Genomic DNA, 25,359 nt, shown 5'->3' with positions numbered 1-25,359 from the left:
TCAGTTCAGGAGGACGGAACCGGCAAGCCCGGCGGCTCTCACCTGCGTTCATTGCAGGGGATCATGCGGTCGCCGCGCCGGGGCTCGTCGATCCGGCGGCGGTCTCCCGTCGCATCGTCGATAAAGAGCCGGTGATTATAGGTGCGCAGGGCGGTGGTTCGCCCCGGTCCGCCCCGGATTGCAAGACGCATCTCCTGGCGGCCGCTCTCGCCGCTGCCGTCCGGGGCCGGACCGTGCAGTATCCACAGCATGTCGGTCCAGGCCCCGCTGCCGGACGTCAGCCCATTGGAGTAAAGACCGCGACGCTCATCCAGACGCAGATATCCGGCAATCTCGCCCTGGCTGTAGATCGTGATCTGATCGCCCGCGATGTCCCAGACATCCGTCCGGTCCTTGCAGCCCGTCCCGTTGCCCCAGCCCCAATCGCCCTCCTGCTGCACGTATTCGCGCAGCTCGCCCGGCATCTTCCCGCAGGCTGCAGGCAGGATGGCAAGACAGGCCATGGGGATGAATGCGTACCGCATCGCGTCTCCGGGTCCGGTTCCGCCATCATCTAGCCGAACCGGACCGGGCGCGGGCATCCCCTGTTCCGGGGACGCGAAGCGGGTGTGCAGGGCTACTCGGCGAGCGCCCGCTGCAGGGCCTGGTCAAGCGCCAGCTCGTTGGCGCCGGATACGATCGTGCCGTCGACGATGAAGAAGGGCGTGCCCGTCACACCCAGTACCTGGCCGAGCGAGCGGACCTGGCTGATGTGTTCCATGATGGCCGGGCTCTCCATCGCCTCGCGCATGCGCTCGACATCCACACCCGACACGCGGGCGAGCTGGTTGATGCGCTCGCTGGGTAGCGGGCCGGAGGAGGACACCATCGCATTGTGGAAAGCTTCATAGACGTCCGTACCCTGCTGCAGGGCAGCGATGGCCGCGCGCGAGGCTTCCAGCGAATCCTCGCCCAGGATCGGGTATTCCTTGATGATGAACTGGATGCGGTCGCCATGCTCTTCGCGCACGTCTTCGACCCAGTCATTGGCGACCCGGCAATAGGAGCATTTGTAATCCATGAATTCGACGATCACGATCTCCGCGTCTTCCGGGCCGAGGCGCGGGTCGCGCGGATCGTTGTAGATCGCATCGGACTGGGCTTCGACGGCGTCATAGGCGGCCTGCATCTCGCGGGCCCGGGCCCGGCGCTGCAGCTCGATCAGGGCTTCCTCGATGATTTCGGGGTTCTCCAGGATGTAGTCGCGCACAATGTCGCGCACTTCCTCGCGCTGGGTATCGGACAGCTGGGCGCTGGCATCGCCTTGCTGGCAACCCATCAGGAGAATGGCGGCGGCGAGAATTCCCGCAAAACGTGTCATGATCGGACCCCTTGAAACCGGTAGCGCCGCACATCTAGCCGGTCTTGCCCCGCACTGCGAGGTTTTCCGGTGTAAAATCATCGTGTGAGGCTTTGAAGCGCACCGACCGCTTGCGGGTCTGCACTGCCGCGCCTATGCGGAGACATGATCTCGCTCCTCACACTCCCGCTCACCAGCCTCTCCCTTTCGACCGACGCCTTTGCCGCTGCGCTCGCCCGGGGTGCTTCGGATCCGACCGCGCGAACCCTGAGAGCCATGAGGGTGGGGGCGGTGTTCGGTCTCGCTGAGGGGCTGATGTGCCTGGCGGGCTGGATGCTGGCGCGGATTGCGGCGCACTGGATAACCGCCGTCGATCACTGGATCGCCTTGATTCTTCTGGTCGCAATCGGCGGCATGATGATCCGTAATGGATTAGGGGACGCGGACGAGGGCGAAGCGGAAGAGCCGGCCCCCACCGCGTCGGGCCTGCTGGCCACGGTCGTTACCGCGCTGGGGACCAGTATCGATGCTGCTGCCGTCGGGATCGCCCTGGCGCTTGCCGGCGGCCCCGCCTGGTCGGCCCTGGCAATCGGGCTGACCTCCTTTGTCATGGCCAGCCTGGGCTACCGGATCGGTCCCAAGGTCGCCGAGCGGCTGGGCGGGCTCGCCGAAATCGCCGGCGGGGCGGTACTGATCCTGATCGGTGTCTCGATCTTCGTCAGCCACATGACCGGCGGCTAGTCGCTGTCCGCGTCCTCGACGACGAGAATGCGCGCTTCGCCCAGGGGATGGGCGACATGCTCTTCGCCATCCCCGATGGCCAGCGCGTCACCGGCTTCCAGCAGCATGGATTTCTCGACGCCGGCCTCGCGGTATTTCATCTCGACCCGGCCATCGAGCACCACGAAGACCTCGTCGCCGGTATTGCGGTGCCAGCGATAGGGCTGGTCGGTCCAGTGCAGGCTGACCCCGGTGGATCCGAACAGGGCGAGGCGTTCGGCACCCCAGGCCCGTTCGGCGGTGAAGTCCCGTGCGCGGATGCGTTTCATCAGGCGATCTCGAATACGGCATCGACCTCGACGGCGGCACCCAGGGGCAGGACGGGACACGAGACGGCGGAGCGGGCATGGCGGCCCTTGTCGCCGAACACATCGACCATCAGGTCGGAACAGCCATTCACCACTTTGGGAATATCGGTGAAGGACGGGGCGGCAGCCACGAAGCCGCCAAGACGGACGACCCGCTTCACGCGTTCCAGATCGCCGTCGCAGGCGGCTTTCATCTGGGCAATGAGATTGATGCCGCACAGCCGCGCCGCGGCCTGTCCGGCTTCCAGATCCATGTCGCCGCCCAGCGTACCGGCGACCAGCCCGTCCGGGCCGATCGAGACCTGTCCGGACAGGAAGACCTGATCGCCGGTGCGCATGAAGGGGACATAATTGGCAACCGGGGCAACCGGTTCGGGCAGGGAAATGCCGAGCTCGGCAAGACGGGCTTCGATGGCGGACATGGGGCGCTCCTTGGCTCGATATGCCGACAACTTAGTGACGTATCGGCCCCATGCAATCTGCCTGCTTGACTTGACGCGAACGTCATCCGGCACAGTGCGCACATGACGACGATGATCCGTGAAGACGAAATCCGATTCGATGCGCGCGACGGCTACTCGCTGTCGGGGCGGATCATCGCGCCCGAACAGCCGCGGGCGGCGGTTCTGATCTCCTCGGGGACCGGCTTTCCCAAGGGCTTCTACCGCCGGATCGCCCTGGCCGGTGCCGAGCGGGGCTATGCCTGCCTGCTCTATGATTATCGCGGGATTGCGGGGTCGGCGCCGGCGCGGATGCGCGGCTACACGGCGAATATTGTCGACTGGGGCCGGTTCGACTTTACCGCCGCGCTCGACCGGGCTGAGGCGCTGGCACCCGGTAAGCCGCTCTTCACGCTGGGTCATTCGGTGGGCGGGCATCTTGTCGGCCTGGCCGACAATGCCGCAAAGGCGCGTGCGCATGCCTTCATCTGTGTCGGGTCGGGGCATTGGGGGCGGCATCTGGCCTATTACCGGCCGCAGGTCCTGTTCTTCTGGTTCGCCTACGGCCCGGCTTGCCTCGCCCTGAAAGGATATATCCCGCCGGGTGGCATGTGGGGCGGCACGGCGCTGCCGCGGGATGTGTTTCTGCAATGGCGGCGCTGGGCATCCAGACCCGGCTATCTGGGCGATGATTTCGATGCGATCGGGGAACATTGTTTCGGCGCGGTCGAGGCTCCGATCCGCTCCTACCAGTTTACCGACGATCCGATTGCGACGACAGGCGCCGCGCAGGATATTCTCGATCTTTATTCCGCTGCACCCACCGGACTCGTCACCCTTGCCCCCGAGGATATCGGCGCCAGGCGGGTCGGGCATTCCGGGGCCTTCCGGCGCGGCGCCGAGGGACTGTGGCCGATGCCGTTCGACTGGTTCGACACGACGGCAGATTGACGGGTTCTAGCGCTCCCGCTTCGGCTTGGCGCGGAAGGCGATGCCCTTGACCACGGCATCGCCGCCGAATTTTGCGCGGGCCCTGTCGATCGCGCGTTCGGCCGTTGCGCGGCGGATGGCATTGGGGTCGAGAAGATCGCCGCTGTCTGCGACGGCGGGCTGGAGGCCGGAAAAACCGATCCCGATCAGCCGGTAGCGCGTGCCGTCAATCTCCGGTGCCAGCAATTCCTTTCCTACCCTGAACAGTGTGTCGGCCAGCTGGCTGGGCTCAGACAGGGTGCGCCGCCGCGTCCGGGTCTTGAAGCCGGACGTCTTGAGTTTCAATGTTACCACCGAGCCGGAAATCGCCTGTGCCTTCATCTGGTCCGAGACGCGGACGCACAGGCGCCAGAGCTGTTTTTCCAGCGTCTCCCGGTCGTCATGATCGGCATTGAAAGTGGTCTCGCTCGACACGCTCTTGCGGTCGCGTTCCGGCTTGACCCGGCGTGTATCCTCGCCGCGCGCGAGGCGAGCCAGGTGGAAACCCATCTCGCCATAGCGCCGCGCCATCTCCTTGTCGCCATGCCGGCTGATGTCGGCGAGGGTGCGGATGCCATCACGCTCCAGCTTGGCAGCAAAGGCCGGGCCGACACCATAGATGGCCCGCACCGGCTGCTTTTCCAGGAAAGCCTGCGCATCGCCTTCGCCGATGACGGCAAAGCCGTGCGGCTTGTCGAGGTCGGACGCGGTCTTGGCGAGGAATTTGTTGAAGGAGAGGCCGACGGAGACGGTGATACCGACCGTCTCGCGGATACGGCGCTGCAGGCGCAGGAGCGTCTGGGCCGGAGGCGCGCCGTGCAGGCGTGTCGTGCCCGTCAGGTCGAGGAAGGCTTCGTCGATCGACAGCGGTTCGACCAGCGGGGTAACGTCCTGCATCAGCTCGCGAATACGGCGCCCTTCGGTGACATACTTGCCGTGCTCGGGCTTGATCACCACGGCGTCCGGGCAGGCTTTCAGGGCCTTGAACATCGGCATGGCCGAATGCACGCCATAGAGCCGTGCTACATAGCAGCAGGTCGAGACCACGCCCCGCTGGCCGCCACCGACAATGACCGGCAATTCCTCCAGCGCCGGATTGTCGCGTTTCTCAATGGCGGCAAAGAAGGCGTCGCAATCGATATGGGCGATCGACAGCGTGTTGATTTCGCGATGCCGCAGCAGTTTGTGCGAACCGCAGGACGGGCAGGCATCGCCGGCACCGTTCGGCAGGGGCGCCAGACAGGCCCGGCAATAGCCCGGATCGCCGCTCATCGTGGCTCGGCCGGCCACAGCCAGGCCGCACCCCTCACGCCGGAACTGTCGCCATGGAGATGGCGGACGACCCGTGTCTCCAGAACGTCCGAGAAGATGTGCGCCGCCAGGCGCTCCTGTACCGTCTCTGCCAGGCCGTCGACATTCGAGACACCGCCGCCCAGGACGATCACGTGCGGGTCGATCAGATTGACGACGCTGGCCAGCGCACGGGCCAGCCGGTCGGCATGGCGGGCCATGCTGTCACGGCAGGCGGGGTCCGGCGAGCGGGCGATATCGAGCGCTGTCAGCGTGGTGCCCGTGCGGCGGGCATGGTCCTGCGCGATGCCGGGTCCGGACAGCCAGGTCTCGAGGCAGCCGGTCTGGCCGCACCAGCATTGCGGACCGGGATATTCGTCCGGCTGTGGCCAGGGCAGGGGATTGTGTCCCCACTCACCGGCGATCCGCTGCGCACCATCGAGCAGCTTGCCGTCGATCACGATGCCGCCGCCGGTACCGGTACCCAGGATGACACCGAACACGATGTTGGCACCGGCTGCCGCGCCGTCGCGGGCTTCGGACAGGGCGAAACAGTCGGCGTCATTGGCGAGGCGCACCGGGCGATCGAGCCGGGCTTCCAGGTCGCTGCCCAGGGCACGGTCGTTCAGCCATTGCGAGTTGGCGTTGCGGATATGGCCGGTCTTCGGACTGAGGGAGCCGGGATGACCAACCCCCACCTTAGCGGGTCCATAATCACTCTCCAGGTGCGCAATAAGAGCAACAATCGTGTCCAGTAGTGCGCCATAACTGCCCGGTGTCGGACGCCGCTCGCGCGCCAGGATATCGCCGGCGGCATTCATGGCGGCGGCCTCGATCTTCGTGCCGCCCAGGTCGATCCCGATTCGTATCATGCCGCGCACCACCCGTGGACAAGATTGCCCTTCAAATCTGCCAATTTGTTCTTATCTTGTTCCGAAAGGGACGAAAAGTACCCGTTGACTCATGGTTGGTTAAGGAAGATCGGGTTTGATGCAGGCGGGGTTAAACACGCACGGTAAAACAGTGCATCAAACGGGAAGCGCGTCGCCGACATGCTGCAGGTCATGCCCAAAAAGGTCCTGATCGTCGAGGATAACGAGCTCAACATGAAGCTCTTCAACGACCTGTTGGAGGCCCATGGCTACGAGACCTTGCAGACCAAGGACGGCTTCAAGGCGCTCGAGATGGCGCGCGAGCATGCACCCGACCTGATTCTCATGGACATCCAGCTGCCGGAAGTCTCCGGCCTCGAAGTCACCAAGTGGCTGAAGGATGACGAGACCCTGTCGGCGATCCCGGTTGTGGCCGTGACGGCGTTTGCCATGAAGGGCGATGAGGAGCGGATCCGGGAGGGCGGTTGCGAGGCCTATCTGTCCAAGCCGATCACCGTGACCACCTTCATCGAGACGGTCCGGCAGTTTCTGGACTAGGGACAGGCGTTAGCGTTAGGGGCGAACAGGTATGAGTGCGCGTATCCTCGTCGTTGACGACCAGGCCGCCAATGTCCGCCTGCTCGAAGCCCGCCTTCAGGCAGAATATTTCGACGTCTGCACCGCTACCAACGGCTACGAGGCCATCGAGGCCGCCCGTCTCGAACAACCCGATCTGATCCTGCTCGATGTGATGATGCCCGGCATGGACGGGTACGAGACCTGCGAGCGGCTCAAGGCCGACCTGTCCACCCGGCATATCCCGGTCGTCATGGTCACGGCGCTGGACCAGCGCGAGGACCGGATTCGCGGGCTCGAGGCCGGGGCCGATGATTTCCTGACCAAGCCGATCGACGATGTCGCGCTGTTCGCCCGCGTGCGCAGCCTGCTGCGGCTGAAGGCCGTGCTCGACGAGCTGCGCTATCGCGAGAGCAGTTCGGCGATTGCCGAGCTGCAGGCCGACTTTGCCGATGATCCGGCCGAGATCGCCAGTGCCGTCATTGTCAGCGCCGATCCGCGGGCCGGAGCGCGCTATGCCTCGGCGCTGCCGGAACAGGTGCGCGCCCAGGTGCTCACCGATCCGGTCGAGGCCCTGGCCGAGATGCGCAAGGGGATCGACCTGCTGATCGTCGATCTCACCCATCCCGAATTCGACGGCCTGCGCCTGTGCGCGCGGGTCCGCTCCGACACGGCGACCCGTCCGCTGCCGATCCTGACGGTCGTCAGTCCGGACGATACCGCCCAGGCCGTGCGGGCGCTCGATCTCGGTGTGAACGACATCATCTACCGCCCGGTCGATGCGGGTGAGCTGAATGCGCGCGTGCGCACCCAGCTGCGCCGCAAGCGCTATGCCGACCGGCTGCGCAGCCAGCTCGACCAGAGCCTGGAAATGGCGGTGACCGACCCGCTGACCGGGCTGCACAATCGCCGCTACATCAATTCACGCCTGCGCCAGGCCCTGGCGAGCGCCGACAATGGCGGTGCGCCGGTTTCGGTGCTGATCGCCGATATCGATCACTTCAAGTCGATCAATGATCTCTACGGCCACGAGGCCGGCGACATCGTGCTGCGCGAGTTTGCCGAGCGGATCCAGAAGGCGATGCGGGCGCTGGACCTGGCCTCGCGCTATGGCGGCGAGGAGTTTCTGGTGCTGATGCCGGCGGCCGGCCTGGCCGAGGCGAGGATTGCCGCCGAGCGGCTGCGCAGCGTGGTCGCGGATGCGCCCTTCCTGCTCGAGGATGGTACCGATATCGCGGTCACGGTGAGTGTCGGTCTGGCCCAGGCGCTGCCGGGTGAGGGCGTCGAGGCCGTGCTGCGCCGCGCCGATCAGGCGCTCTATACGGCCAAGCATGAAGGCCGCAACCAGGTCCAGGTCGCCAGCGCCGCCTGACGGCTCACAGCTGACGGCTTACAGGCAGCAGATGCAAATAGAACGGCCCCGCCGGATTTCTCCGGCGGGGCCGTTCTGTGTCTGTCGTCGCAAGATGCGTTCGGAAAAGCGTCGGGCGCCTGTCCTACTTGATCTTGGCTTCCTTGAATTCGACGTGCTTGCGCGCGACCGGGTCGTACTTCTTCAGCACGAGCTTCTCGGTCATCGTGCGGGCGTTCTTCTTGGTCACGTAGAAGTAACCCGTACCGGCCGTCGAGTTCAGGCGGATCTTGATGGTTGTCGGCTTCGCCATGGCTCTAAATCCTGTCTGCAGTCCCGGATGTCACGTGCGCCACGGCGCATGCCGTCGCGGGAGCGCGCGAACATACGCATGGGCGCGTCAGTGTCAACTGTTCTCGGCGGTCAATCGCTCTGTGCTGTCAGGCGTCTGAAGCCGAAGACCAGCACATAGGCCGCCGAGACCGCGGACAGCGTCCATAACAGCCCCCAGGGCCCGATCGTGTCCATGGCGCTGCCGGCAACCGGCGGGCCGGCAAAACTGCCCAGCCCGTAGGCGAAGATGAAGCCGGCATTGGCTGCCGCCACGGCACCGCCGGCAAAGCGTTCGCCCAGCAGGGACAGGCCGACCGAGTAGAGTCCGCTGGCAACCCCGGCCTGGATGAAGAGGAGGGGCAGGAGGGCCGGCGTGAACCCGCCGGCCAGACCGATCCCCACGGGCACGAAGGTCGTCGTTACGGCGATCCAGAACAGGGTGGCGCGCCGGTCGGTCCGGTCGGCGATCCAGCCCAGCGGGATCTGGAAGCTCAGCGCGCCCATGGCGACGGCGAACACCATCATGCCGATCGTGGCATGGGTCAGCTCGATCCGCTCGCCATAGACCGGCAGTAGCGAGAAAAGCAGCGTCTCCAGCGCGCCGAAAGCCAGGCCCGCCAGGATGGCGGCCGGAGCCGAGCGGGCTGCGCCCAGCATCGCCTTGAGCGAGGAGCCGTCGCGGTCGGGCGCCACGGCCTGGGGACCGCGCAGCAGGGCCACGGGCAGGGTGCCCAGAAGGAATATGGCGGAGGCGACGTAGAAGGGCAGGTCGCCGGTCGGATCGAGCACCGAGAACAGAAGGCCGCCAATGCCGAAACCGCCCGCCAGCGCCGTGCCGTAGACACCCAGCATGAAGGCGCGCCGCGCCGGCGTGACCACCTGGTTGATCCAGCTTTCGGAAATCACGAAGACGACGGTGATATTGCAGCCGCTCAGGAAACGCAGGGCAAACCAGATCGCCACCACCGGGAAGGCCGGGAAGAGCGCGAACAGGGCTGCCGCGACAACAAGATTGCCGATCAGCATGTAGCGCGGCGGCGCCAGCGTCATCAGGCGCGGCACGAGCGGCGCCATCACCAGGGTCGACAGGGCCGCGGCCGCACCATTGAGCCCCACCAGCACACCGGACCCGGTCATGTATTCCAGGCGCAGCGAGATCAGCGGCATGGACAAGCCAAACACGATCCCGCACACGCCGGCACAGCAGATGGCGGCAATCAGGGCGCGCGTATTGCCCCGGCGCAGATCGGTGAGTTCGGCAGCGGCAGTCATGGCGCAGCTATAGCCAAAGCGCCGCGATGCGTCTCGTTTCGGGGGCAGGGCGGTTTTCGTTTTGCGCGGCGTTGCCACGCGCCCCTCACCCTTCGTTGCTTTCAACAGGCCCCCGGCCTGTTGAATTCGCTCCGCGAACCCCGCCTCAGTCCTCTCTCCGGTGGGGGAGAGGGGAAGAGATAGTTCAAAAACATCTCGCATCCCTGCAGACTGACTCGTTCAGTGGAACAACGTTGTTACTATTTGCAACCACAGTTCATTTTGACTTGTGCCCGATAGGTCGATCTGCATAAAAATCCCCTTTAAGTGATATGGCGGCATAGTGCCCGCCACGAGTGCTGCCACCAGAGCATGCCACCCTTCGTGAAAGACGTTCAGATGACACACACCACGTTTAGCCGTCTCAGGGTGAATGGTTGGAGGCAATTTGGTTCCGTCGAGTTAGACTTTCACCCTCGCCTCACGGTGATCACGGGAGCTAACGGTGCTGGAAAGAGCTCGTTGCTCAAGTTGCTCAATCGGCACTTCAGTTTCGAGTCACCGTTTCTCGCAACGCCCGTCCGCGACAGTGATGGACAATTCTCTTATGTGACAGGAATTTTTGGCGAAACGCTCTCCCGCTTATGGAACATCCTCGGGTTCGATCAATCTAGCGGGCCAGAGACGCAAATAGGCGAGTTACGTTATCAAAATGGAGAAACAAGCAAGCTCGTAATTCCTAAATCGGGTGGTGTTCAATTCAAGGTGAAAGGACACAACAAGCAGAATGTTCGGGGCATCCACATTGATTCACATGCGGAACCTCCAATTTTTAAACAAGTTGCTCACATTCCCGCAGACATTATTACACCGCAAAAGGCATATAATTCGTATAATAATGAAATAAATGCAAAATATTCGGGAAATTTTACAGGATTTTCTACATATTACAGAATGAAAGAAGCCATAATAGCTATGGCTTTGTTTGGTGAGGGTAATAAAAGGGTCGACGGAAATCCAGATATATTAAGCGCGTACAACGGGTTCGTTGATTCATTGAGGGGTATGATGCCTCCTTCGTTGGGCTTTATGGATATTGCTGTTAGGCCGCCTGAGGTAGTTCTCATAACCAAGTCTGGTGAGTTTCTTATTGATGCCGCTTCTGGTGGGATAATGACAATCATAGATCTCACTTGGCGATTGTATATGTTTTCACTAAGTGGCGAAGATTTTGTTGTAACATTGGATGAGCCGGAAAATCACCTACACCCAACAATGCAGCGTTCTTTGTTGCGAAATTTGATAAAAACATTTCCACAGGCGCAATTTGTAATCGCTACCCACAGTCCATTTATGGTTTCATCGGTAAAGGATTCAACGGTTCATGTCTTGCGCTACAAAAATGCTGAAACAGGCGAGATGGAAGGGTTTGATAAAATAGCGCCGTCCTCGACGAGTAGGGTTTTCGGTGAAAAATTAGATCACGTAAACCGAGCGGGTTCGGCGAGCGATATTCTCCGACAAGTATTAGGTGTCCCAGTAACTATACCTGAATGGGTAGAGGAAAATGTGGACTCCATAGTTAAGCGGTACCAAGGCAGAAAATTGAGCCCCGAACTCCTCGATGAGCTACGTAATGAACTTCGGGAACTCGGGTATGAGGGGCTATATTCGCAGGCATTACAGGGGGTTCTGGCGGCAGATGATTAGATTGATCAAGGGAGATCCTCCCGAGAGATTGGTAAAGCATGCCGCTCGTTGGACTAAATCGGTTCTCGATAAGTTAAGTAAAGGCGAGAAGTTAACTTCAAGCGACGTGGGTAGGTACAACCACGCGGAAATAAAAGGGGCGCTTCTTTCTGAAACTCACTCGAAATGTGCTTACTGTGAGAGCAAAGTCCGGCACGTAACTTATGGAGACATCGAACACGTAGTTCCTAAATCTGATGATCCATCCCGGATGTTTGCATGGGATAATCTCACTATCGCGTGTGATGTTTGCAATACGAACAAGAAAAATGCACCCGTTCAGGATGATACCTTCGTTGATCCATACCGTGTCGACCCTGAATTCGCTTTTTGGCCACAAGGGCCACTCGTTTTTGCATTGCCTGGTCGTGATGATGCGTTGCGGACAGAGAGGCTTCTTAAGCTCAATAGAGGCGAGCTCGTAGAACGCAGAACTGAACGATTGAAATATTTAAACTCGCTTCTTCAAAATATTGAAAATGCGAAGAGCGAAGATGTAAAACAAATTTTGTGGAATGACTTTTGCGATGAGGCAGAAAGTGATAAAGAGTACGCTGCATTAGCTCGTTGTTTAAGGGGTGATGCGAGTGAGCGCTTAGGGCTTGTTGTTGTTTAGGGTGATTATTGGTTCTATATCGCCATTTTTGTTGTTCATTTATAATGAAAATTGTAGACGTGGGACGGGCTGATTCTGAAGCCGCTTCGAAGTTCCCAGCCCATCGCTTTTCCCCATGAGCTAGCCGCGTGACGTCATTATCTGCCGCCGTTGGTCTCTCCCCGGTCAAATGTCCGGCATCCTCAAATGTGCGCTTGGGGCTGAGATGACAGCCACTAGCGCGAGTTGGTAGTTCTGAAGAAGCTCTATGGAACGGGCTCGCCAGTTTCTCGGCGCACCCCCTTCTCCCCCACCGGGGAGAAGGTGCCCGCAGGGCGGATGAGGGGCGGCCGCGGGAGCGGCCTTCTAGAGCGGTTCGACCCACATCTTGCCGCGGCGGTCGCGGATGTGGCGGGGTGGTTCGGGGCGGGGCGGTTGTACGCGGACCAGCTCGTCCAGCACGAAATGCGTCACGCTGGGCAGGTCGAGATCGCGGGCCTCGGCGAGTGGCACCCATTGCACGTCTTCCAGCTCGGAGCTCGGCTTGGGCGGACGGTCGCCATGCAGGGCGGCGGCATCGGCCGTGAAGAACCAGGTGTCAAAACGGCGGGTGCGCCCCGGCGGGGTGATGGCGCGGGTGATCAGCGACAGGGGCGCCAGGTCGGGCACCACGCCGTGCTGGCGGAAGGGCGCCCAGTTGGCGTGGCGCGAGCGGCAGGCCCCTTCGCGGGCGATCAGCAGGCCTGTCTCCTCGGCGGTTTCCCGCACGGCAGCGGCCGCGGCCGCGCGCGCCCGGCGTTCGGGCAAAAAGCGCTGCATGATGTCCATCACGCCGCGGTCGAGATCGCGGGCAAAGGGCGCCGTGCCGTCGGCGCGGTCGACCCGGCCGCCGGGAAAGACGTATTTGTTGGGCATGAAGACATGGCGCGAGGAGCGCCGTCCCATCAGCACCTCGGCACGCTCGCCGCGGCCGCGCGTCAGGATGAGCGAGGCGGCCAGGCGTGGCCGCATCGGCGGAACATCGCTGCGCCGGTTTTCGTCGCTCATTTGCGCTTGCCCTTGCGGCCCTGTTTCCAGGGACGGCCGGAACGGCGCCCGCCGGGCGGTCCGCCATGCTGGCGGCGCCGGCCCTTGGGCACGGGGCCTTTTTCGGCCGGGGTGAGGATGTCGAGCAAGAGGCCGCCGGTGACCGGCTGGGCCTCTTCGATCCGCACCGTGACCGGCATGCCCAGGCGATAGCGGCTGCCGGTCTGCAGGCCGACCAGGGCGTGGGCGGCCTCGTCATGCTCGAAACGCTCGTCGCCGAGACGGCTGATCGGCACCAGGCCGTCGGCGCCGGTCTCGTTGAGGCGCACAAAGGCGCCGAAACGGGTCACGCCGGTAATCCGGCCGTCGAACTCGCCACCGACCTTGTCGGCCAGGTAGAGCGCGATGAAACGGTCGACCGCATCGCGTTCGGCCGCCATGGCGCGGCGTTCCGAATGGGTGATTTCCTCGGCGATCACGGTCAGGCGCGAGCGTTCCTCGTCGGTCTGGCCGTCCGCACCCAGATTGAGGGCGCGGATCAGGGCGCGGTGTACCGTCAGGTCGGCATAGCGCCGGATCGGCGAGGTGAAGTGGGCGTAGCGGTCGAGATTGAGACCGAAATGGCCCTGGTTCTCGGTGTCGTACACCGCCTGCGACTGGCTGCGCAGCACGACCTCGTTGATCGTCTCGTAGTGTTCGGAGGACTTGGCCTGGGCGAGCAGCGTGTTGAAGCGTCCGGTGACGACGCGCTCGCCGCGGGTCCATTTCAGGCCCACCGTCGGCAGGAAGCCGGCAAGATTGTCGATCTTCTCCTTCGAGGGTTCCTGGTGGACGCGGTAGATCAGCGGCGTGCGCTTGTCTTCCAGGCTTTCGGCCGCACAGACATTGGCCTGGATCATGAACTCCTCGATCAGCTTGTGAGCGTCGAAGCGTTCGCGGGTTTCCACGCCGGCGACCTTGCCGTCCGGTCCGACACGGACCCGGCGTTCCGGCGCGTCGATCTCCAGCGGTTCGCGGCGCTGGCGCGCTTCGCGGACCGAGAAATAGGCGCCCCAGAGCGGTTTCAGGACCTCCTCCAGCAGCGGGCCGGCCTTGTCGCCGCCCTTGCCGTCGATCGCATCCTGGGCCTCCTGATAGGCCAGCTTGGCGGCGGACTTCATCCAGCCGCGCAGGAAGCGGTGGGCGCGCTTGTTGCCGTGCTTGTCGAAAATCATGCGCACGGCCAGGCAGGGCCGTTCCTCATTCTCGCGCAGCGAGCACAGATCGTTGGACAGGCGTTCCGGCAGCATCGGCACGACACGGTCGGGAAGATAGACCGAATTGCCACGCTTGAAGGCACCGCGGTCGAGCGCACCGCCCGGCGTGACATAGGCGGCGACGTCGGCAATCGCGACGATGACCTGCCAGCCGCCGGCATTCTTGGGATCCGCGTCCGGTGCCGCCCAGACGGCATCGTCATGGTCCTTGGCGTCTTCCGGGTCGATGGTGATCAGGGGCAGGTTGCGGATATCCTCGCGGCCGGCCATCGTGGCGGCCTTGACCGTGTCGGCCTCGCGCTGCTCGGCTTCGGAAAAGCCCTGGGGCACGCCGTGGGAATAGAGCGCGATCAGGCTGCCGGCGCCGGGCGCGCTGGCATCGCCGACGACTTCCACGATCTGCGCCGTCTTGAGGCCGTGACGGCGTTCCTTGACCAGCTGGCACAGGACGAGGTCGCCATCACTGGCCTTCTCGGCTTCGCCGCGGGCCGGCACGAGTTCATGGCGCGAGCGGCGGTCGACGGGCAGGAGGCGCATCGGGCCGGATTTCGGCTTGCGCAGCACGCACAGAAGCTTGTGGGCGCTCTGGCCCAGACGCTTGATCAGGCGGGCTTCATAGCCGCCCTCATTGTCCGGTGTCAGGCGCACCAGCGCCTTGTCGCCGATGCCCAGCGCCGGCTCGCCCTTGCCGCCGGCCCCTTCGCCGGGTGCCAGGCGGATCGGCGGGGCGTCGCGATCGGGACGTACCGGTTCGGCCAGCAATTCGCCGTCATTGTCGCGATCGGTGATCTCGACCACGGTGACCGAGGGCAGGGCGCCGGCCAGGGCATAGGTCTTGGAGGCGGTGCGCTTGATGGCGCCGTCTGCTTCCAGTGCTGCCAGCGCGTCCTTCAGATCGCGCTTGGCATCAGTGCCCTTCAGCTTGAGCGCCCGCGCGATCTCGCGCTTGCCGAACGCGCCTTCGCCCAGCTTGATGGCTTCGATCACCGCCTCGCGCAGGGAGCCGGCTTCGTTATGCGTGTCGCCGGCCATCCGCTCTACTCCGCCTTGGTCTTCTTGGTGGCGGTCTTCTTGGCGGCCGGCTTCTTGGCTGCGGCTGTCGTCTTTTTCGCGGGCGCCTTCTTTTTTGCCGGTGCCTTCTTGGCTGCGGCCTTTTTGGCGGGCGCTTTCTTCTTGCCGCCCTTGGCGGCTTTTTCCTCGACCAGCTTGATGGCCGCTTCCAGCGTCACATCGTCCGGCTCGGTGCCCTTGGGCAAGGTGGCGTTGATCTTCTCGTACTTCACATAGGGGCCATAGCGGCCGGACATGATCTTGATCGGCTTGCCGTCATGCTCGCCCAGATCCTTCAGCGCCGTGGCCGGGGCGCCGCGGCGGCCGCCATTGGCGCGCTTGTCGGCGATCACCGAGACTGCGCGGTTGAGGCCGATCTCGAAGACTTCATCGACGGTGGGCAGATTGGCGTAGGTCTTGTCGTGATGAACATAGGGACCGTAGCGGCCGATCGCCGCCGTGATCGGCTGGCCGTCATCGGGGTGTTCGCCCACCGTGCGCGGCAGGTCGATCAGCTTGATCGCCTGGTCCGGGGTCAGCTCCTTGGGATCCCAGCCCTTGGGAATGGAGGCGCGCTTGGGCTTGTCCTCGCCCTCGATCTCCATCTCCAGATAGATGCCGAAACGCCCGTCCTTCATGACGACCGGCTTGCCGGTTTCCGGGTGGATGCAGATCTCGCCATCGCCCTCGATCGCGGGTTCGGCATCCTGTTCGCCCATCTGGCGCGTGAACTTGCAGTCCGGATAGTTCGAGCAGCCCAGGAAGGCACCGAACTTGCCCAGGCGCAGCGACAGTGTGCCTTCATTGCAGGAGGGGCAGAGGCGGGGATCGCTGCCGTCTTCCTTTTCCGGGAAGATGTGCGGGGCCAGGGCCTCGTTCAGCGCATCCAGCACGGCGCCGATGCGCAGATCGCCGATATCGTCGACGGCGGCGCGGAACTCGGTCCAGAAATCGCGCAGCAGCTGTTTCCAGTCGAGCTCGCCGGCCGACACCTTGTCCAGCTGGGTCTCCAGCGCGGCGGTGAAATCATATTCCACATAGCGCTTGAAGAAATTCTCCAGGAAGGCCGTGACCACGCGGCCCTTGTCGAGCGGGTGGAAACGGTTCTTGTCCATGCGGACATAGTCGCGGTCGCGCAGCACCTGCAGCGTCGAGGCATAGGTCGACGGGCGGCCGATGCCCAGCTCTTCCATCCGCTTGACCAGCGAGGCTTCGGTGAAGCGCGGCGGCGGCTGGGTGAAGTGCTGGTCGGCATAGGTCTTGGCGATATCGGCCGCCGAACCCTGCTGGACTTTCGGCAGGCGGTTCTCGCCTTCGTCTTCCTCGTCGTCGCGGCCTTCCTGGTAGAGCGTCAGGAAGCCGTCGAACATCAGCACCGAGCCGACCGCGCGCAGCCCGGTCTTTTCGTCGGCGCTGGTGATGTCGATCGTGGTGCGCTCGAAACGGGCGCTTTCCATCTGGCTGGCCACGGCGCGGCGCCAGATCAGCTGGTAGAGGCGCGCCATGTCCTGGTCGAGACTGAGGCTCTCGGGCAGGCGGGCAAAGGAGGTCGGGCGGATCGCCTCGTGCGCCTCCTGGGCGTTCTTGGCCTTGGTGGCATACATGCGCGGCGAGGCCGGCACGTAGAGCGAGCCATGCTCCTTGCCGATGACGTCGCGGGCCTGGCTGATCGCCTCGGGCACCATGGAGACGCCGTCGGTCCGCATATAGGTGATGAGACCGGTCGTCTCGCCGCCGATATTGACGCCCTCATAGAGCTTCTGGGCGGTCTGCATGGTGCGGGTCGCCGAGAAGCCCAGCTTGCGCGCGGCTTCCTGCTGCAGGGTCGAGGTGGTGAAGGGCGGCGGCGGGTTGCGCTTGGCCGGCTTGGCCTCGACGCCGGTGATCGACAGGCTGGCCGCCTTGATCGCCTCGACGGCGGCATTGGCGCTGGCGCGATCCTGGATCGACAGCTTCTGCAGCTTCTTGCCGCCCAGCGTCACCAGCTTGGCGCGGAAAGGATCGGACCCGGCCGTCACATCGGCATCGATGGTCCAGTATTCCTCGGCGCGGAATTTCTCGATATCCAGCTCGCGGTCGCAGATCAGGCGCAGGGCGACCGACTGCACACGGCCGGCCGAGCGCGAGCCCGGCAGTTTGCGCCACAGCACCGGCGACAGGGTGAAGCCGACCAGATAGTCCAGCGCGCGGCGGGCCAGATAGGCATTCACCAGTTCCATATCGACGGCGCGCGGATGGCGCATCGCTTCCTGGACGGCCTGTTTGGTGATGGCGTTGAAGGCCACGCGTTCGATCGTGACATCCTTCAGCACGCGGCGCTTCTGCAGCGCTTCCAGCAGGTGCCAGGAAATGGCCTCGCCTTCGCGATCCGGGTCGGTTGCGAGGATCAGGCGGTCGGCTTCCTTCACGGCGTCGGCGATCGCCTTGACGCGTTTGGCGGACTGGGTGTCGATCTCCCAGGCCATCGCGAAATCCTCGTCCGGCTTCACCGAACCGTCCTTGGGCGGCAGGTCGCGCACATGGCCGAAACTCGCCAGAACCGTGTAGTCCGACCCGAGGTATTTATTGATTGTTTTGGCTTTGGCCGGGGATTCTACGACGACGACATTCATCGGCATTTGCGTCCAGACATAAGGCTGTGGGCCGCCGGGCGGCAGCCAAGGCGCGCGAAAGTGTTCGAGCCGACAGGTTGTGTCAACCGACGCAAAGATTCCAGCCCGCCGCACAGGACGGGCGTTGAAAGGGAAGGGTCAGCGGCCCGGAGCGACCGTGAAACAGGCCTGGCTGCGGGCGGAGAGATCGCTGCAGGCGCGGCGCGCCTCGGTCTCGGTCAGGGCCTCGAAACGGGCCCGCCACAGGCGGTCGCCGGCAACATCGACGGCGCGGGCTGCAGGCTGGGCGGCATTGAGCGCCAGCGAGAAACCGGTGACGCGCTGCAATTGCTGGTGCGCGGCATCGGCGGAATTATAGGCACCGACCTGCACCGACCAGGCGCCGCGCAGGAGGTCCGGCTCGGCTTCAGCCATGCGGGCGGGCGCAGCCTGCTGAGCCACAGCCGGCTGTGCGACGGGGGCCTGCAGCTCGTCCTCGTCGGCCAGCACGACCTGGACCGGCGGGGCGGTCTGGCCGGAACCGACTTCGGTCGGGGCGGCGAGATGAAGCGCGGCAACATCGATGGCGATCAGCTCCTGTTGACGCATCGGCGAGATGCGCGGCGAGGAGAGGGCGGCGAACAGGCGCGTATCCTCGCGCTGCTCCAGGGTGGCAAAGGCGGCCTCGATCAGCTCTTCGGCATGCGCATCGCGGGAGGCGGCACTGGGCCCGCCCATCACGACGGCGACGAGACGGTGCTCGCCGCGCTCGGCCGAGACGACGACATTGAAGCCGGAGGCGCGGATATAGCCGGTCTTGAGACCGTCAACGCCCTCGACGCGGCCGACCAGCGTATTGTGATTGCGGTAGGTGCGGCCATTCCAGCGGAAGCTCTCGGTGTTGAAATACTCGAAATAGTCCGGGAAATCGCGGTGCAGGGCGACAGCCAGGCGGGCCATGTCGCGGGCGGTCGTGGTCTGGCGCCGGTCGGGCAGGCCGGAGGCATTGCGGAAAGTCGTGTTTTCCAGCCCCAGCTCGCGCGCCGTCTGCGTCATCATCTCGGCAAACCGGCTCTCGCCACCGCCCAGGCGCTCGCCGACGGCAACGGCGACATCATTGGCGCTTTTCACCACAAGCGCGCCGATCGCGTCTTCCACACTGATCGTGTCACCGGCCGAAAAGCCGAGCCGGGAGGGCACCGCATTGGCGGCATTGGCGGATACGCGGATCTGGTCGTTCAGCCCGATCTCGCCCTGTTCGATGGCGTCGAACAGCATGTAGAGCGTCATCATCTTGGTTAGCGAGGCGGGATAGCGCGCGGCTTCCGAGCGGCGTGAATGCAGCACGACGCCCGAGTTTTCATCGACCACGAAGGCGGCATAGCGCGACGTGTCGGCATGGGCGTTGTCCGGCGTGGCCAGCAGCAGGGCGGCCAGGGCCAGGAGGCTCAGGAAGAGGCGGCGTGCGGTAACCATGGCCCGCACTGTCTCGCAAGGCCGTTTCCAGCTGGTTAAGCCCGTCTCATCAGGAATTACGATATTTTTGTGCGGCGCACAAAAATCCCTTGACGATACCGGGTGCGCGGCCTATGTTTGCTGCGACTGCGAAGAGCGGTCGCAACACAAAGTTTGAACCATGACCGACGACAAGATCCAGACGACCGGCACCAAAGCTTCCGCTGCTCAAGCGGACGCCCCGGCTGCGCCCAAGGCAGCGCCGGAGACGGTGAAAGCGGTCAAGGCGTCTTCCAAGGCGGCTCCGGCGAAAGCCGCAGCGCCGAAAAAGACGGTCGGCAAGCCGGCGGCGCCGAAATCCAAGCCCGCCAAGGTCAAGAAAGCTGCCAAGCCGGCCCCCCAGGCGGCAGCCCGCACGAAAGCGAGCAATCCCATGAACCAGACCATCGAAAGCATGACCACCGCGAGCAATGAAGCGCTCAAGGAAGGTTTCGAGAAGACCCTGAAGTCCGTCACCGAGGCGAGCAATTTCCACAAGGAAACCGTCGACGCGATGATCGCGTCCGCCACGGTCGCCGGCAAGGGCTTCGAAACGGCCAACACCAATGCCGTGACCTACGCCAAGTCCTTCATGGAAGACAGCGTCACCGCGACGAAGGCGTTCGCTTCGGCGAAGTCGGTCCAGGAGATCTTCGAGATCCAGTCCCAGTTCACCAAGACGGCGATGGACAACTACCTCGCCGAGCTGAACAAGACGACCGACCTGTTCTCGGACGTTTTCAAGGACACGCTGAAGCCGCTCAACGCACGCGTCTCGGCCGCCGTGGAACTCGCGCAAGCCCAGCGCTGACGCTCCGGCGAATCAAGTTTTCCTCCCCGACTGGGCCCGGTGATCTTCACCGGGCCCATTTTTTTTCGGGTCATCCCGCCTGTGGATAGAGCGGCTGGAAAGCCGTTATTCTTGGGGCGGAACGCCAGCCATGGCTTGCGTACACGGGTTCGCGCCCTGTAGCCTCGACCCCGGTTTTCCGGGTGCCGGAGGCCTGTCCTCCCCGACCGGGCCTGATAACGAACCGGTGGCTCCCCTGTAAATTGAGGGGCCTTCTTCTTATGTCCTCGCGGACGAAACGGGAAGAAAGAAATTGGCCGCCGTGCTATCTTTTCGTCCGGTACGCGGTCCCGGCCGCGTCGAGCGTCTTGTGCCACCGGACGCCCCGAACTGCATTCGGGGCCGCGATGAATAACCGAGTACGATTAAAATATGACCGAACGAAATCATGAAGATGCGGGCGAAGAAGAGGGCACAGGGCTTGCCACGAAGACGCGCCCGGCGACCAAGAAACCTTCGCTTTACCGTGTCCTCTTACTAAATGACGACTACACGCCGATGGAATTCGTGGTCGAGGTTCTCGTCCGGATATTCCGAAAATCGCCCGAGGATGCAGCGAGAATCATGCTGCATGTACATCAGAACGGGGTCGGTATGTGCGGCGTGTACACGTACGAGGTTGCCGAAACCAAGGTAGCCCAGGTCATGGACGCCGCACGGCGGGCCCAACACCCGCTCCAGTGCACAATGGAAAAGGAATAGAGTGGTGCCCTCATTCTCTTCAGATCTCGAAGACAGCCTGCACCGCGCTCTGGGCTACGCCAATGAGCGTGGGCATGAATTTGCCACCCTGGAGCACCTTCTCCTCGCGCTCGTGGACGATCAGGACGCCAGCGCCGTGATGAAGGCGTGCGATGTCGATCTGGATGAGCTTCGCGCCACCCTGACCGAATACGTCGACAATGAATTGTCCGAACTGGTCGTCGATGATGACGAGGACGCCAAGCCGACGGCCGGCTTCCAGCGCGTGATCCAGCGCGCCGTTATCCACGTCCAGAATGCCGGACGCGAGGAAGTGACGGGTGCCAATGTTCTGGTCGCCCTGTTTGCCGAACGCGAGAGCCATGCGGCCTATTTCCTCGCCGAGCGCGACATGACGCGCTACGACGCGGTGAACTTCATCTCCCACGGTATCGGCCGCAAGCCGGGCGCCTCGGAAGAGCGTGCCGTGCGCGGTACCGAAGAGGCCGAGGAGGCCCAGAAGGACGGCGATGCGCTGACCGCCTATTGCGTCAACCTCAATGACAAGGCGCGCAAGGGCGGGGTGGATCCGCTGATCGGCCGCGACGCCGAGGTGGAACGCTGCATCCAGGTCCTGGTGCGCCGCCGCAAGAACAATCCGTTGCTCGTCGGCGATCCCGGCGTCGGCAAGACGGCCATCGCCGAAGGCATTGCCCGCAAGATCGTCGAGAACGAGGTTCCCGACGTGCTCGCCGGTGCAACGATCTATTCGCTGGACATGGGCTCGCTCTTGGCGGGGACCCGCTATCGCGGCGATTTCGAGGAGCGCGTGAAACAGGTCGTCAAGGAGCTCGAGGACAAGGACAATGCCGTCCTGTTCATCGACGAGATCCACACCGTGATCGGTGCGGGCGCAACCTCCGGCGGCGCCATGGATGCCTCCAACCTCTTAAAGCCGGCGCTTCAGTCGGGCGGCCTGCGCTGCATGGGCTCGACGACCTACAAGGAATACCGTCAGCACTTCGAGAAGGACCGGGCCCTGGCGCGGCGCTTCCAGAAGATCGACGTGTCCGAACCGTCCGTGCCCGACGCCATCAAGATCCTGCAGGGCCTGAAGTCCTATTTCGAGGACTTCCACGATGTGCGCTTCACCAATGAGGCGCTGAAATCGGCCGTGGAACTGTCCTCGCGCTACATGGGCGACCGCAAACTGCCGGACAAGGCGATCGACGTGATCGACGAGGCCGGTGCCCAGATGCGCCTGCAACCCGTGTCCAAGCGCAAGAAGACGATCGGCGTGAAGGAAGTCGAAGCCGTGGTCGCGACCATGGCCCGCATCCCGCCGAAGACGGTGTCCAAGGATGACGAGCAGTCGCTGAAGAATCTGGAGACCGATCTGAGCCATGTCGTGTTCGGCCAGGACGCGGCGATCGAGAAGCTGGCAACGGCGATCAAGCTGTCCCGCGCCGGCCTGCGCGAGCCCAACAAGCCGATCGGCTGCTACCTCTTCTCCGGCCCCACGGGCGTCGGCAAGACCGAGGTGACCAAGCAGCTGGCCGACATCATGGGTGTCGAACTGCACCGGTTCGACATGTCCGAATACATGGAGCGTCACGCCGTTTCGCGGCTGATCGGCGCGCCTCCGGGCTATGTCGGTTTCGACCAGGGCGGTCTCCTGACCGATGCTGTCGACCAGCATCCGCACTCGGTGCTGCTGCTCGACGAGATCGAGAAGGCGCACCCGGACCTGTTCAACATCCTCCTGCAGGTGATGGACAATGGCACGCTGACCGACTCGAACGGCAAGAAGGTGGACTTCCGCAATGTCATCCTGGTGATGACCACGAATGCGGGCGCCGCCGACGCGCAAAAAGAGTCGATCGGTTTCAATGCCGCCAAGAAGACGGACGAGGCCGATGCCGCGGTGGAACGCCTGTTCACGCCGGAATTCCGCAACCGTCTGGACGCCGTCATTCCGTTCGCGCCGCTGTCCAGCGACACGATCGGCCGCGTCGTCGAGAAGTTCGTCCTGCAGCTGGAAGCCCAGCTGATCGATCGCGGCGTGACCTTCGAGCTGACGCCGGAAGCGACGGCCTGGCTGTCCGAGCGTGGCTATGACAGCCGCTTCGGTGCCCGTCCGCTGGCCCGGGTCATCCAGGAGCACATCAAGAAGCCGCTGGCCGACCAGATCCTGTTCGGCGAGCTGAAGAAGGGCGGTCTGGTGAAGGTCGATATCGACCCGGCCGATGCTGACCGGCTCGACTTCCACATCACGCCCGGCGACCGGCTGCTGCCGCGCAACGCCAAGAAGAGCAAGAAGGAAGAGGTCTGATCCCTCTCTCTATCGCTGACACGGAAACGGCGCCCCGCGGGGCGCCGTTTTTCGTTTGGGGCGCTATTCTGCAGCCAGCCCGGTGAGGGTGCTGCGGCCGGCAGCCCTGAACGCGCGCGGCGTCTGGCCGGTCATCTCCTTGAAGGCCCGGTTGAAGGGGCCGATCGAGGCGAAACCGCTGTCGAGGGCGATTTCCAGGATCGACAGGTCCGCACTGTCAGGTGCGTGCAATTGCGCCATGGCGTGCTCGATCCGGTAGCGATTGACCAGGCGGTTGAAGTTCGGCTCGCCCAGCCCGGCCGTGATGGCCCGGCTGATCCGGTAGTCCGGTTCGCGCAGCCTACGGGCGAGGCCGGCGACTTTCAGCTCCGGGTCGAGATAGAGCTGCTCGGACGTCAGTGCATCCCGGATCCGGCGGCCCAGGGCGCGCTCGTCCGCGCTGGCCGGACCGGCCGCGCGGGCCGGTGCTTCCGCCGTGAGCGGATGCGTGGCGCGATAGCGGATGGCGACGCTCATCACGATCAGGATCGCCAGGGCGCAGGCGGCCTGGATTCCGGCCATCAGCTCGGCGGGCAGCGGCGCACTGCCATGATCCAGCAGCATCACACAGGTCGACACGCACAGGCCGAAGGTCGACAGGTAGAGCAGGCGCATGCGCTTCTCGTTTCTGGCCAGTCCGCCGGACCAGCCGCGCAGCCCCTCCCAGAAGGCGAGCATCAGCACGGTCGAGCTCAACAGGGTCTGGAACCCGTCCAGCCCGTCGGCCACGGCCGGGAAATAGATGCGCCTCACCGCGTCCGGTACGATGGGGCTCAGCACAGCCTGGTCGATCACGGTCGGTGCGAAAATGCCTGCGACCAGCAGCAGCTCGACGGGACCGATGACCGCACGGGTTCTGAACAGGCCCCGGGCAACCAGCCAGAAGACGCTGCAGGTGCCGCACCCGGCAATGATGACCAGCGGTGTCGCCGGACCGAGCGCGTCGCCGAACACCTCGCGGAGCATCACCGCCGTCAGACCGGTGCAGAAGACCGCCCAGGTCAGGTGCAGGGGCGTGCGCTTGGGCATGGCGGCGATGGCGATGATCCAGGTCAGGGCGAGACCGGCTACCGCCAGCTTTATGGCTCCCGCGATTTCCAGCATGTCCCGACTCCCGCCTGTCCGTGTCGCTGCAAGCATGCGGCGTGCCAGGGGCGCCGATCAAACCTGCACAAGGGATGCGTCAGTATAGCCGATTTCCAAATCGGCAAGACAAGTGGCATCGCGCCGCCCTCAATCCCGCATATCCGGGTGTCTCGCGGCGCCGTGTACTCAAGGGATTTGTCATGTCCGAAACCGTTGCGCCCGTTGTGCGCCTGCCATCCATTCCGCTTGCCCAGCGCCTGTTGAAAAGCTCCGGCGCGCTCTGGTTCCTGGCCGTCATCGCGGGCCAGTGGCTGTTCGTCTACTACATCCTGGCCGCCTATATGCCACCGACCCTGTCGGGGGCGTGGGAGCGCTGGGACGAGATCGGGCTCTTCCACGGCTTCATCGAGGGCGATCTGCCGGGCAATCTGGGCTTCATCAGCCATGTCCTGCTGGCGGCGGTGATCACGCTGGGCGGCACGCTGCAGCTCATCCCGCAACTGCGCCAGCGCGTGCCTGTCCTGCATCGCTGGATGGGGCGGACCTTTCTCGCTGTCAGCGTTTTCATGGCGGTGGGCGGTATCGTCCTGATCTGGGGGCGGGGCACCCGCCTGAACGACGTGACGGGCCTGGCCACGACAATCGACGGCATCCTGATCCTGGTCGCCGCGGCCTTTGCGCTGCACTTCATCCGCCGCCGCCAGATCGACCGGCACCGGCGCTGGGCGATGCGGCTGTTCATCTTCGTCAGCGGCGTCTGGTATCTGCGGGTCGGCTATATGGCCTGGGGGATCACGACGGGCGGGGCCGGGATCGGCGAGCGCATGAACGGGCCGACGGACTACGCACTGGCCTATGCCTGCTTCCTTTTGCCCTGGGCGGTCCTGGAACTCTATCTGCGCGCCTGCGACAGCCGCGCCGTGCCGGTGAAGCTGGGCATGGCCGCGGTGATGCTGGCGGCGGCGGGCCTGACCGCGCTGGGCGTGTTCGGCGCCTGGATGGTGATGTGGAGCCCGCACGTGTGACGGGGGAGGGACGCGAGCGCTGCGGATACCGCAGCGAACCGGCGTGCAGGATGTAAACTCGGGTCACCGGGGCCGA

At 63.9% G+C, this 25,359-nt stretch carries 23 protein-coding genes; 10 read left to right on the top strand and 13 right to left on the bottom strand.

Annotation, left to right across the window (positions count from 1 at the left end; all coding sequences use genetic code 11):
• Positions 1-38: 38 nt before the first annotated feature.
• Together ABJO18_RS06465 and ABJO18_RS06460 are read right to left on the bottom strand one after the other, a co-directional pair.
• Positions 39-524 carry a hypothetical protein gene (locus tag ABJO18_RS06465; RefSeq protein ID WP_348335136.1) on the bottom strand — a complete coding sequence of 162 codons (486 nt, stop codon included), beginning with the start codon at positions 522-524 and terminating at the stop codon, positions 39-41.
• A 92-nt stretch (positions 525-616) separates the two neighbouring features.
• A complete protein-coding gene (locus ABJO18_RS06460; protein ID WP_348335134.1) occupies positions 617-1,360 on the bottom strand; it encodes a DsbA family protein in 744 nt (247 codons plus the stop codon).
• Between the two features lie 144 nt (positions 1,361-1,504).
• Between ABJO18_RS06460 and ABJO18_RS06455 the strand changes: the two genes are divergently transcribed.
• Complete coding sequence (locus ABJO18_RS06455; protein WP_348335132.1) at positions 1,505-2,080, top strand: manganese efflux pump MntP family protein; 576 nt, start codon at positions 1,505-1,507, stop codon at positions 2,078-2,080.
• On the opposite strand, the gene ABJO18_RS06450 is transcribed toward ABJO18_RS06455, so the two are convergent.
• Both ABJO18_RS06450 and ABJO18_RS06445 read right to left on the bottom strand, forming a co-directional pair.
• A complete protein-coding gene (locus tag ABJO18_RS06450; protein ID WP_348335130.1) occupies positions 2,077-2,388 on the bottom strand; it encodes a cupin domain-containing protein in 312 nt (103 codons plus the stop codon). The two genes, ABJO18_RS06455 and ABJO18_RS06450, sit on opposite strands and share 4 nt — an antisense overlap.
• On the bottom strand, positions 2,388-2,849 hold the full coding sequence (locus tag ABJO18_RS06445) for a RidA family protein (protein WP_348335128.1): 462 nt from the start codon (positions 2,847-2,849) through the stop codon (positions 2,388-2,390). Before ABJO18_RS06445 ends, ABJO18_RS06450 begins: the two co-directional genes overlap by 1 nt.
• A gap of 102 nt (positions 2,850-2,951) precedes the next feature.
• On the opposite strand from ABJO18_RS06445, the gene ABJO18_RS06440 reads away from it, so the two are divergent.
• Positions 2,952-3,818, top strand: coding sequence for an alpha/beta hydrolase (locus ABJO18_RS06440; RefSeq protein WP_348335126.1), 867 nt, complete (start codon positions 2,952-2,954; stop codon positions 3,816-3,818).
• Positions 3,819-3,824: 6 nt separating this feature from the next.
• On the opposite strand, the gene ABJO18_RS06435 is transcribed toward ABJO18_RS06440, so the two are convergent.
• Both ABJO18_RS06435 and ABJO18_RS06430 read right to left on the bottom strand, forming a co-directional pair.
• Positions 3,825-5,108 carry a DNA polymerase IV gene (locus tag ABJO18_RS06435; RefSeq protein ID WP_348335124.1) on the bottom strand — a complete coding sequence of 428 codons (1,284 nt, stop codon included), beginning with the start codon at positions 5,106-5,108 and terminating at the stop codon, positions 3,825-3,827.
• Complete coding sequence (locus ABJO18_RS06430) at positions 5,105-5,998, bottom strand: ROK family protein (protein WP_348335122.1); 894 nt, start codon at positions 5,996-5,998, stop codon at positions 5,105-5,107. Before ABJO18_RS06430 ends, ABJO18_RS06435 begins: the two co-directional genes overlap by 4 nt.
• Positions 5,999-6,178: 180 nt before the next feature.
• On the opposite strand from ABJO18_RS06430, the gene ABJO18_RS06425 reads away from it, so the two are divergent.
• Positions 6,179-6,556 carry a response regulator gene (locus tag ABJO18_RS06425; RefSeq protein WP_348335120.1) on the top strand — a complete coding sequence of 126 codons (378 nt, stop codon included), beginning with the start codon at positions 6,179-6,181 and terminating at the stop codon, positions 6,554-6,556.
• A gap of 31 nt (positions 6,557-6,587) precedes the next feature.
• A complete protein-coding gene (locus tag ABJO18_RS06420; protein ID WP_348335118.1) occupies positions 6,588-7,946 on the top strand; it encodes a PleD family two-component system response regulator in 1,359 nt (452 codons plus the stop codon).
• A 124-nt stretch (positions 7,947-8,070) separates the two neighbouring features.
• Here ABJO18_RS06420 and rpmG read toward each other — a convergent pair whose 3' ends face one another.
• Positions 8,071-8,238 carry a 50S ribosomal protein L33 gene (rpmG, locus tag ABJO18_RS06415; RefSeq protein WP_271188226.1) on the bottom strand — a complete coding sequence of 56 codons (168 nt, stop codon included), beginning with the start codon at positions 8,236-8,238 and terminating at the stop codon, positions 8,071-8,073.
• A gap of 110 nt (positions 8,239-8,348) precedes the next feature.
• Positions 8,349-9,530, bottom strand: coding sequence for an MFS transporter (locus ABJO18_RS06410; protein WP_348515802.1), 1,182 nt, complete (start codon positions 9,528-9,530; stop codon positions 8,349-8,351).
• 378 nt (positions 9,531-9,908) lie between these two features.
• Here ABJO18_RS06410 and ABJO18_RS06405 point away from each other — a divergent pair, with 378 nt between their 5' ends.
• Both ABJO18_RS06405 and ABJO18_RS06400 read left to right on the top strand, forming a co-directional pair.
• Positions 9,909-11,219 (top strand): AAA family ATPase, encoded by a 1,311-nt coding sequence (locus ABJO18_RS06405; RefSeq protein WP_348515801.1) that lies wholly within the window; start codon positions 9,909-9,911, stop codon positions 11,217-11,219.
• Entirely contained in the window at positions 11,212-11,874 is a 663-nt protein-coding gene (locus tag ABJO18_RS06400; protein WP_348335735.1) for an HNH endonuclease, read from the top strand. The genes ABJO18_RS06405 and ABJO18_RS06400 overlap by 8 nt, the downstream gene beginning before the upstream one ends.
• 345 nt (positions 11,875-12,219) lie before the next feature.
• Here ABJO18_RS06400 and ABJO18_RS06395 read toward each other — a convergent pair whose 3' ends face one another.
• The 4 genes from ABJO18_RS06395 to ABJO18_RS06380 all read right to left on the bottom strand — a co-directional run bounded on the left by ABJO18_RS06395 (position 12,220) and on the right by ABJO18_RS06380 (position 19,252).
• Positions 12,220-12,900 carry an NUDIX domain-containing protein gene (locus ABJO18_RS06395; RefSeq protein WP_348335736.1) on the bottom strand — a complete coding sequence of 227 codons (681 nt, stop codon included), beginning with the start codon at positions 12,898-12,900 and terminating at the stop codon, positions 12,220-12,222.
• Entirely contained in the window at positions 12,897-15,167 is a 2,271-nt protein-coding gene (rnr, locus tag ABJO18_RS06390) for a ribonuclease R (RefSeq protein ID WP_348335737.1), read from the bottom strand. Before rnr ends, ABJO18_RS06395 begins: the two co-directional genes overlap by 4 nt.
• 5 nt (positions 15,168-15,172) lie before the next feature.
• Positions 15,173-17,797 (bottom strand): type I DNA topoisomerase, encoded by a 2,625-nt coding sequence (gene topA, locus ABJO18_RS06385; RefSeq protein ID WP_348335738.1) that lies wholly within the window; start codon positions 17,795-17,797, stop codon positions 15,173-15,175.
• A gap of 138 nt (positions 17,798-17,935) precedes the next feature.
• Positions 17,936-19,252 (bottom strand): D-alanyl-D-alanine carboxypeptidase, encoded by a 1,317-nt coding sequence (locus ABJO18_RS06380; protein WP_348515800.1) that lies wholly within the window; start codon positions 19,250-19,252, stop codon positions 17,936-17,938.
• 160 nt (positions 19,253-19,412) lie between these two features.
• Here ABJO18_RS06380 and phaP point away from each other — a divergent pair, with 160 nt between their 5' ends.
• The 3 genes from phaP (at position 19,413) to clpA (ending at position 23,133) form a co-directional block, all read left to right on the top strand.
• On the top strand, positions 19,413-20,081 hold the full coding sequence (phaP, locus tag ABJO18_RS06375; protein WP_348515799.1) for a TIGR01841 family phasin: 669 nt from the start codon (positions 19,413-19,415) through the stop codon (positions 20,079-20,081).
• Between the two features lie 411 nt (positions 20,082-20,492).
• A complete protein-coding gene (gene clpS, locus ABJO18_RS06370) occupies positions 20,493-20,822 on the top strand; it encodes an ATP-dependent Clp protease adapter ClpS (RefSeq protein ID WP_271188218.1) in 330 nt (109 codons plus the stop codon).
• 4 nt (positions 20,823-20,826) lie between these two features.
• Positions 20,827-23,133, top strand: a complete 2,307-nt coding sequence (clpA, locus tag ABJO18_RS06365) for an ATP-dependent Clp protease ATP-binding subunit ClpA (RefSeq protein WP_348509007.1) — start codon at positions 20,827-20,829, stop codon at positions 23,131-23,133.
• A 63-nt stretch (positions 23,134-23,196) separates the two neighbouring features.
• Here clpA and ABJO18_RS06360 read toward each other — a convergent pair whose 3' ends face one another.
• Positions 23,197-24,276, bottom strand: a complete 1,080-nt coding sequence (locus ABJO18_RS06360; protein WP_348509008.1) for a helix-turn-helix domain-containing protein — start codon at positions 24,274-24,276, stop codon at positions 23,197-23,199.
• 182 nt (positions 24,277-24,458) lie between these two features.
• Between ABJO18_RS06360 and ABJO18_RS06355 the strand changes: the two genes are divergently transcribed.
• Positions 24,459-25,283, top strand: a complete 825-nt coding sequence (locus ABJO18_RS06355) for a DUF2306 domain-containing protein (protein WP_348509009.1) — start codon at positions 24,459-24,461, stop codon at positions 25,281-25,283.
• Positions 25,284-25,359 lie beyond the last annotated feature (76 nt).

It is taken from the genome of Maricaulis sp., from assembly GCF_039978735.1.
Lineage (GTDB): Bacteria > Pseudomonadota > Alphaproteobacteria > Caulobacterales > Maricaulaceae > Maricaulis.
This window is presented reverse-complemented; position numbering and strand designations above follow the sequence as displayed.